Annotated in this window: 6 protein-coding genes; 4 read left to right on the top strand and 2 right to left on the bottom strand. The window is 64.2% G+C overall.

Annotation, left to right across the window (positions count from 1 at the left end; all coding sequences use genetic code 11):
• The 4 genes from I6F37_RS06130 to flaF all read left to right on the top strand — a co-directional run.
• The coding region (locus I6F37_RS06130; RefSeq protein WP_275945360.1) for a flagellin at nucleotides 1-895 on the top strand (895 nt) is incomplete at its 5' end.
• Nucleotides 896-1,224: 329 nt separating this feature from the next.
• On the top strand, nucleotides 1,225-3,504 hold the full coding sequence (locus I6F37_RS06125; RefSeq protein WP_225150570.1) for a DUF1522 domain-containing protein: 2,280 nt from the start codon (nucleotides 1,225-1,227) through the stop codon (nucleotides 3,502-3,504).
• A 220-nt stretch (nucleotides 3,505-3,724) separates the two neighbouring features.
• Nucleotides 3,725-6,019: a DUF1522 domain-containing protein gene (locus I6F37_RS06120; RefSeq protein WP_036027928.1), complete on the top strand. Its 2,295-nt coding sequence runs from the start codon at nucleotides 3,725-3,727 to the stop codon at nucleotides 6,017-6,019.
• Between the two features lie 294 nt (nucleotides 6,020-6,313).
• Entirely contained in the window at nucleotides 6,314-6,682 is a 369-nt protein-coding gene (gene flaF / locus I6F37_RS06115; RefSeq protein ID WP_018642830.1) for a flagellar biosynthesis regulator FlaF, read from the top strand.
• Nucleotides 6,683-6,839: 157 nt separating this feature from the next.
• Here flaF and I6F37_RS06110 read toward each other — a convergent pair whose 3' ends face one another.
• Both I6F37_RS06110 and I6F37_RS06105 read right to left on the bottom strand, forming a co-directional pair.
• Complete coding sequence (locus I6F37_RS06110; RefSeq protein WP_225150569.1) at nucleotides 6,840-7,199, bottom strand: hypothetical protein; 360 nt, start codon at nucleotides 7,197-7,199, stop codon at nucleotides 6,840-6,842.
• Nucleotides 7,200-7,357: 158 nt separating this feature from the next.
• Nucleotides 7,358-7,855 carry a hypothetical protein gene (locus I6F37_RS06105; RefSeq protein ID WP_036013118.1) on the bottom strand — a complete coding sequence of 166 codons (498 nt, stop codon included), beginning with the start codon at nucleotides 7,853-7,855 and terminating at the stop codon, nucleotides 7,358-7,360.
• Nucleotides 7,856-7,862: the final 7 nt, after the last annotated feature.

The following is a 7,862-nucleotide window of genomic DNA, read 5'->3' as shown; positions in this document are numbered from 1 at the left end:
CACGGGCAATGCGCTGAACGCGCTCGGCCTTGCCGGCAACACCGGAACGGCGACCGCCTTCACCGCGGCGCGCACCTCCGGCATCGGCGGCATCAGCGGCAAGACCTTGACCTTCACCTCCTTCAACAGCGGCACGGCGGTCAACGTCACCTTCGGCGACGGCACCAACGGCACGGTCAAGACGCTCGATCAGCTCAACACCAAGCTGCAGGCCAACAACCTGTCGGCGACGATCGACGCCAACGGGCTGCTGACGATCTCGACCACCAACGACTACGCGTCCTCGACCATCGGTTCGAGCGCCGCGGGTGGTGCGATCGGCGGCACGCTGACCTCGTCGCTGACGTTCTCGACGGCTTCCAGCCCCGTCGCGGATACGGTTGCCCAGACCTCGCGTGCGAACCTGGTGTCTCAGTTCAACAACATCCTGAACCAGATCGACTCGACCGCGCAGGACTCCTCGTTCAACGGCGTCAACCTCTTGAACGGCGACCAGCTCAAGCTGGTGTTCGACGAGACTGCAAAGTCGAGCCTCAGCATCACCGGCGTGACCTACAATTCCAAGGGTCTGGGCCTCGCCTCGCTGACCAGCGGTGTCGACTTCATCGATAACGCTGCCACCAACAAGGTGCTGACCAACCTCAACGCCGCCTCGAGCACGCTCCGCTCGCAGGCCTCGAGCCTCGGCTCGAACCTGACGATTGTGCAGGTCCGTCAGGACTTCAACAAGAACCTGATCAACGTGCTGCAGACCGGCTCGTCCAACCTCACCTTGGCCGACACCAACGTCGAGGCGGCCAACAGCCAGGCGCTGTCGACCCGACAGTCGATCGCGGTCTCCGCGCTGTCGCTGGCCAACCAGTCGCAGCAGAGCGTGCTCCAGCTGCTCCGCTAAGTCGCGGACGACGTCGCAAGACGATTACGGCGGCGGGGCTTCGGCCCCGCCGCTTTCTTTTTGCGCACTGTTCGGAGATTTCGAGAGAGCAGGCGCCGCTCGAAAAAGTAACCAGCGGTTATGGTTAATGGATCGTAGTCGCCAGGAATTGCCAATGATTTCAGATGGATTGCGCGCCGTGCGCGCACGGTCCGCTCGCTTATGGTGAACCGGCGCTTATGCGGGCTTCATGCGTTTCACCCTTTGTTAGCCATGTCACGGCACGCTAGCCCCGTCACTCGATCCGGAAGCGATCGAACGAAGACGCGTAAGCCAGAAGGGTAAGAGTCATGTCCGGTATTGTTCTCTCTGCGTCGGTTCGTCAGAACCTCCTGTCTCTCCAGTCCACCGCCGATCTTCTCGCCACCACACAGAACCGTCTGTCGACCGGCAAGAGCGTCAACTCGGCCCTGGACAATCCCACCAACTTCTTCACGGCCCAGTCGCTCGACAACCGCGCCAGCGACATCAACAACCTGCTCGACGGCATCGCCAACGGCGTGCAGGTGCTGCAGGCTGCCAACACCGGCCTGACCTCGCTGCAGAAGCTGATCGACAGCGCCAAGTCGATTGCCAACCAGGCGCTGCAGACCACGGTCGGCTATTCCACCAAGTCGAACGTTTCGACCACGATCGCCGGTGCGACGGCGGCGGACCTGCGCGGCACGACTTCGTTCGCCAGCGCGACGGCGAGCAGCAACGTGCTGTATAACGGCACCGCCGGCGGCACCACGGCGGCGAACGGCACCAGCACACTCGGCGCCACCATCGGCGTCTTCGCCAGCACGGGCGCAACGGCCGGTGACGGCACCACGGCGCTGGGCGGCACCATGACCCTGATCGCCACCAACGGCACGACCGCGACCGGCCTCGCCGGCAACGCCCAGCCTGCCGACGGCGACACGCTGACCGTGAACGGCAAGACCATCACCTTCCGCAGCGGCTCGGCTCCGGGCGCGTCCTCCGTTCCGGCCGGCTCGGGCGTCAGCGGCAACATCGTCACCGACGGCAACGGCAACAGCACCGTCTATCTCGGCACCGCCGGCACTCCGACCGCGACCGTCAACGACCTGTTGAGCGCGATCGATCTCGCCAGCGGCGTCAAGACGGTCTCGATCACCTCGGGTGCGGCGACGATCGCCACGAGCAACGGCCAGACCGCTTCGACCGTCGCTGCGGGCGCCGTCACGCTGAGGAGCTCGACAGGCGCGGATCTGAGCGTCACCGGCAAGGCCGACCTGCTCAAGGCTCTCGCCCTGACGACGTCGACAGGTGCAGGCAACGCCACTGTCAACGTCAACCGGACCACGAGCGCGGCCTCGCTGGGTGCGACGATCACCGACGGTTCGACGCTGAACGTCAACGGTCACGTCATCACCTTCAAGAATGCGCCGGTTCCGGGCTCGACCGGTGCTCCCAGCGTTCCGAGCGGCTTCGGTGTCAACGGCAACGTCGTCACCGACGGCAACGGCAACTCGACCGTCTATCTGCAGGCCGGTACGGTCAACGACGTGCTGAAGGCGATCGACCTCGCCACCGGCGTGCAGACCGCGACCATCAGCGCCGCCGGCGTTGCCACGCTTGCGACGGCCACCGGCCAGTCCAACTCGACGATCAATACGTCCGGTCAGCTCAAGATCTCGACCGGCGTCAACGCTGATCTGTCGATCACCGGCACCGGCAATGCGCTGAACGTGTTCGGCCTCGCCGGCAACACCGGTAATGCGACCGCGTTCACCGCGGCACGCACCTCCGGTATCGGCGGCATCGCCGGCAAGACCCTGACCTTCACCTCCTTCAACGGCGGCACGGCGGTCAACGTCACCTTCGGCGACGGCACCAACGGCACGATCAAGACGCTCGATCAACTCAACACCAAGCTGCAGGCCAACAACCTGTCCGCAACGATCGACGCCAACGGCCTGCTGACCATCACCGCCTCCAACGACTATGCGTCCTCGACGCTCGGCTCGACGGCTGCCGGCGGTGCGATCGGCGGCACGCTCACCTCGGCCCTGACCTTCTCGACCGCTTCCACGCCTGTCCAGGATGGCGTTGCCCAGACGGCGCGTGCCAATCTGGTGACTCAGTTCAACAATATCCTCAACCAGATCGACACCACCGCGCAGGACTCCTCGTTCAACGGCGTCAACCTCTTGAACGGCGACCAGCTCAAGCTGGTGTTCGACGAGACCGCCAAGTCGAGCCTGAACATCACGGGCGTGACCTACAATTCCAAGGGTCTCGGCCTCGCCTCGCTGACGGTCGGCGTCGACTTCATCGACAACGCCGCCGCGAACCGGGTGCTGACCAACCTCAACGCCGCATCGAGCACGCTGCGCTCGCAGGCCTCGAGCCTCGGCTCGAACCTCTCGGTGGTGCAGATCCGTCAGGACTTCAACAAGAACCTGATCAACGTGCTGCAGACCGGCTCGTCCAACCTGACCTTGGCCGACACCAATGTTGAGGCGGCCAACAGCCAGGCACTGTCGACCCGGCAGTCGATCGCGGTCTCGGCGCTGTCGCTGGCCAACACGTCGCAGCAGAGCGTGCTGCAGCTGCTCCGCTAACAAGCGGCTGAAATCACTGACTAAAATCGAGCGGCGGGGCCTTGGCTCCGCCGCTTTTTCTTTGCGTCCGGGGGCGGGCAGGGGCGTTCATCGGCGGTTAACCCTATCCCTTAAACCGCCGTTAACCATACTTTAAAGGACACCTCCTAAAACTGGACAAAAGGCCGGCTTTCCAGTCCGCGCGGCCGATTCGTATCCGGTTCAAGAGGAAGACTCGCCAATGTCCAACATCGTTCTCTCGGCGTCAGTTCGCCAGAACCTGTTGTCGCTGCAGTCGACGGCCGACTTGCTGGCCACGACGCAGGAGCGGCTGTCGACCGGCAAGAAGGTCAACACGGCGCTCGACAATCCCACCAACTTCTTCACGGCGCAGGGGCTGGACAACCGGGCGAGCGACATCAGCAACCTGCTCGACGGCATCAATAACGGCGTCCAGGTGTTGCAGGCCGCCAACACAGGCATCACCTCGCTGCAGAAACTGATCGACAGCGCCAAGTCGATCGCCAACCAGGCGCTGCAGACCACGGTCGGCTATTCCACCAAGTCGAACGTCTCCACCACGATTCCCGGCGCGACCCCGGCCGACCTGCGCGGCACGACCTCCTATGCGAGTGCGACCGCGAAGAGCAACGTGCTCTATACCGGCGCGGCCGGCGGCGTGACCCCGGTCACGGGAACTGCCGCACTCGGCGCCTCGCTCGGCTCGACCGCCGGCACCTTCACCGGCACGGCCGCGCTCGCCGCCGACGGCACCACCGCGCTGTCCGGCACGGCGACGCTGGTCGGCACTACGGCATCGACCACCTTCGGCACGCCGCCCGCGGACGGCGACACCATCACGGTGAACGGCAAGACCATCACGTTCCGCACCGGCGCTGCTCCGAGCGCCCAGCCGACCGGCTGGGGCCTCGACGCCAGCGGGCACATCGCCACCGATGGCAACGGCAATTCAATCATTTATCAGGGAACGGCGGCGGCGCCCCTAGCGACCGTCAACGACGTCCTCACCGCCATCGACCTCGCCAGCGGCGTCAAGACCGCAACCATCAGCGCAGGCGCGGCGACATTCGCGGTCAGCGGCTCGGCCGGCCCTGTCGGCACGCTTCAGGTAGCATCGTCCATATCGGGTGGTGGCGCGGTGACGCTGAAGAGTTCGACCGGCGCCGATCTCAGCGTGACCGGAAAGGCAGACTTCCTCAAGGCGCTCGGCCTGACCTCTGCGACCGGCGCGGGCAACGCGAACGTGACCGCGAACCGCTCGACGACCGCGGGTTCGCTCGGCACCCTGGTCCAGGACGGCTCGACGCTGAACATCGGCGGCAAGACCATCACCTTCAAGAACGCGCAGACGCCGCAATCGACAGCGAGCGTGGCCACCGGCTATGGCGTCAGCGGCAACGTCGTCACAGACGGCAACGGTAACTCGACGGTCTACATCCAGAGCGCGACGCTGACCGATCTGCTTAACGCGGTCGACCTCGCCACCGGCGTCAAGACCGCCAGCATCTTCAACGGCGCGGCAACCATCTCGACCACCGCGGGCCAGATCCCGTCGTCGGTCAACAGCAGCGGTCAGCTTGCGCTCTCGACCGGCATCAATGCCGACCTGTCGATCACTGGCACCGGCAATGCGCTCAGCGCCTTCGGCCTCAGCGGCAACACGGGAACGGCGACGGCCTTCACCGCGGCGCGCACTTCGGGCGTCGGCGGCATCAGCGGCAAGACCCTGACCTTCACCTCCTTCAACGGCGGCACGCCTGTCAACGTCACCTTCGGCGACGGCACCAACGGCACCGTCAAGACGCTTGACCAACTCAACGCGCAGCTTCAGGCCAATCACCTGACGGCCACGATCGATGCCAACGGCGTGCTCACGGTGACCACCGTCAATGAATACGCCTCTTCGACGCTCGGCTCGACGATCGCGGGCGGCGCGGTCGGCGGCACGATCACCGGCGTTCTCGCCTTCACCACCGCGCAGCCGCCGGTCCAGGATCCCGTGGCGCAGACCGCGCGCTCCAACCTGGTCAACCAGTTCAACAACATTCTGGCCCAGATCGACACGACCTCGCAGGACTCCTCCTTCAACGGCGTCAACCTGCTCAATGGCGACACGCTGAAGCTGGTCTTCAACGAGACCGGCAGCTCCACGCTGAGCATCAACGGCGTGGTGTTCAATGCGGCGGGCCTCGGTCTCAGCAATCTCGTCAACGGCGTCGATTTCATCGACAACGGTGCCACCAACAGGGTGCTGGCCAGCCTGAACGCGGCCTCGAGCACGTTGCGTTCGCAAGGTTCCACGCTCGGTTCGAACCTGTCGATCGTGCAGGTGCGTCAGGACTTCTCCAAGAACCTGATCAACGTGCTGCAGACCGGCTCAGCCAACCTGACGCTTGCCGACACCAATGAGGAAGCGGCGAACAGCCAGGCGCTGTCGACGCGCCAGTCGATCGCGGTCTCCGCGCTGTCGCTGGCCAACCAGTCGCAACAGAGCGTGCTGCAGCTGCTCCGCTAATTCCGCAGCGCAACTTCGCTATTCGAGATTACGCGGCGGAGCTGATGCTCCGCCGTTCTTTTGAGGAAGATCGCTAAGACGAGATTAGCCGAGATCGACGCGCATCACGCCAGGCGAGTTTACATCGTGCGTGCGTAGATCTAGCGTTGCGCTGACGAAGGACTCCGTGCCCCGTAATTCTGCGGAGTACTTCCAAGCACGATACGTAAGCAAATCTTAAGCGGTGCTGCCTAGGGTTGGGAAAGAAATCCTTAAGCGCGTACAACGCGCTAGGTAACCTCCAGGGTGTGATTGATGTCGAATTCCGCTGCCTCGGCTTATGCGCGTGTTGCAACCACCACCGCATCTCCTCGCGACATCGAGGCGCAGACTCTGCTCAAGGCCGCCAACAAGCTCCAGGACGCGGTGAACAACGCCGATCCGCTCAGCGAGCAGACCATGCAGGCCCTGATGTTCAACCGCAAGCTCTGGACCATCTTCCTGAGCGAGGCGATGCGCGACAGCAATCCGCAGCCGATCGACGTCCGGCAGAAGATCGCCAACATCAGCGTGTTCGTGTTGAGCCAGACCGCCGCGCTGCAGATGAGCCCGCAGTTTGATCACTTCCGTCCGCTGATCGAGATCAACCGCAATATCGCGGCAGGGCTGTCCGGACGGCCGTGACGGAATTCGTGATGGTCGCATCACGAGCACATCGGCGAAACTCGCAATTTAGGCAGGAGCTGATCGCGGCCAGTGGTCTTGCCTCGGCACGCGAACTCCGCGCTGACCGATGACGGCCAGACGCAGAGCAGAAACATCGGCATCGCTCGCGTGATCGTTAGGCGCTGAGATCCGTGCTGAGCGGACGCGGGGGCTCGGACTTCATGTCCAGTGCGTGGAAATAGGCACGCCGGCGGAGCATCGCCTCGTCAGGGAACTGGTTCACCACCGTGTCGGTCTTGTCGTTGACGACCTGAAAGACGAAGGACGCGGCCGCCTGGTCGAACACGACCTGGCGCGAGATGTTCTCGTGGTTCGGCAAATCATTGCGCACCGGCGCGCTCGTATCGCTCGCGGCGACCGTTTGCCTCACCGGAAGATCAGTTTGCACAGCCTCGTTCGCCGCCGAATTCGACGTCGGTACGATCTGCACGGGGGCCGGGATCCCCACCGGCCTGATGCTGAAATCTGTACTCATGGCAGCCTCCTGGTTGCCTTACGTGAGTCAAATCCCAACCCCTCTAATCACGCAAGCATGGAACACCAGGACTGAACACCCGGTAAGGAAACGTGCCTAACCGCGCGACGCCATCGCCGCGCGGTTTTTCCTAAAATTGTCGGTTGTTCTCGTGCTGCTCAGAGCGAGCGGCTGACCGCAAGCGGCGTGATATGGCGCGGACCTGGCGCTGCGCTGCGCCCGGCGGCGGTATAGGTGTTCGGCACGTTGCGCTTCTGGATCTCGGCGTTGACGCCGCGCACGACGCTTTCGGAAACCGCGTGCGCGGTCGCGAGCACGGTGAGATTGACCTGGAGCATCGCGCGGAACGCATCGTGGTGGCGATGCAGCGTCGAGAGGAGCTCCGGCGCGGACTTCGCGAGCTGGTCCTGGTTTGCCTTCAGCTGGCCGACTGCGCTGACGTAGCTGCGCGACAATTCCTGCTTCTTGCCCTCGAGCGTCATCGCCTCGCGGACCTTGCCGGCGCGGACGAGCTCTGTCTCGCGCTCGATCAATCCGAGCAGGGCGCTCATCGCGTCCATTAGGCCTTCGGCGAGCTTGCGCGCCTCGCTGCTGACGGGCGCGCTGCCCGGGCGCTGGGCCTGCATCGGCTGACGTGAGGCGTTGAAATGGTTCATCTCGTTT

This window comes from Bradyrhizobium sp. NBAIM08, from assembly GCF_020193935.1.
GTDB lineage: Bacteria > Pseudomonadota > Alphaproteobacteria > Rhizobiales > Xanthobacteraceae > Bradyrhizobium > Bradyrhizobium yuanmingense.
This window is presented reverse-complemented; position numbering and strand designations above follow the sequence as displayed.

Coding starts and splice junctions, on each gene's coding strand:
- flaF (WP_018642830.1), top strand. CDS start 6,314: ATGTCGAATTCCGCTGCCTCGGCTTATGCGCGTGTTGCAACCACCACC.
- I6F37_RS06110 (WP_225150569.1), bottom strand. CDS start 7,199: ATGAGTACAGATTTCAGCATCAGGCCGGTGGGGATCCCGGCCCCCGTG.
- I6F37_RS06120 (WP_036027928.1), top strand. CDS start 3,725: ATGTCCAACATCGTTCTCTCGGCGTCAGTTCGCCAGAACCTGTTGTCG.
- I6F37_RS06105 (WP_036013118.1), bottom strand. CDS start 7,855: ATGAACCATTTCAACGCCTCACGTCAGCCGATGCAGGCCCAGCGCCCG.
- I6F37_RS06125 (WP_225150570.1), top strand. CDS start 1,225: ATGTCCGGTATTGTTCTCTCTGCGTCGGTTCGTCAGAACCTCCTGTCT.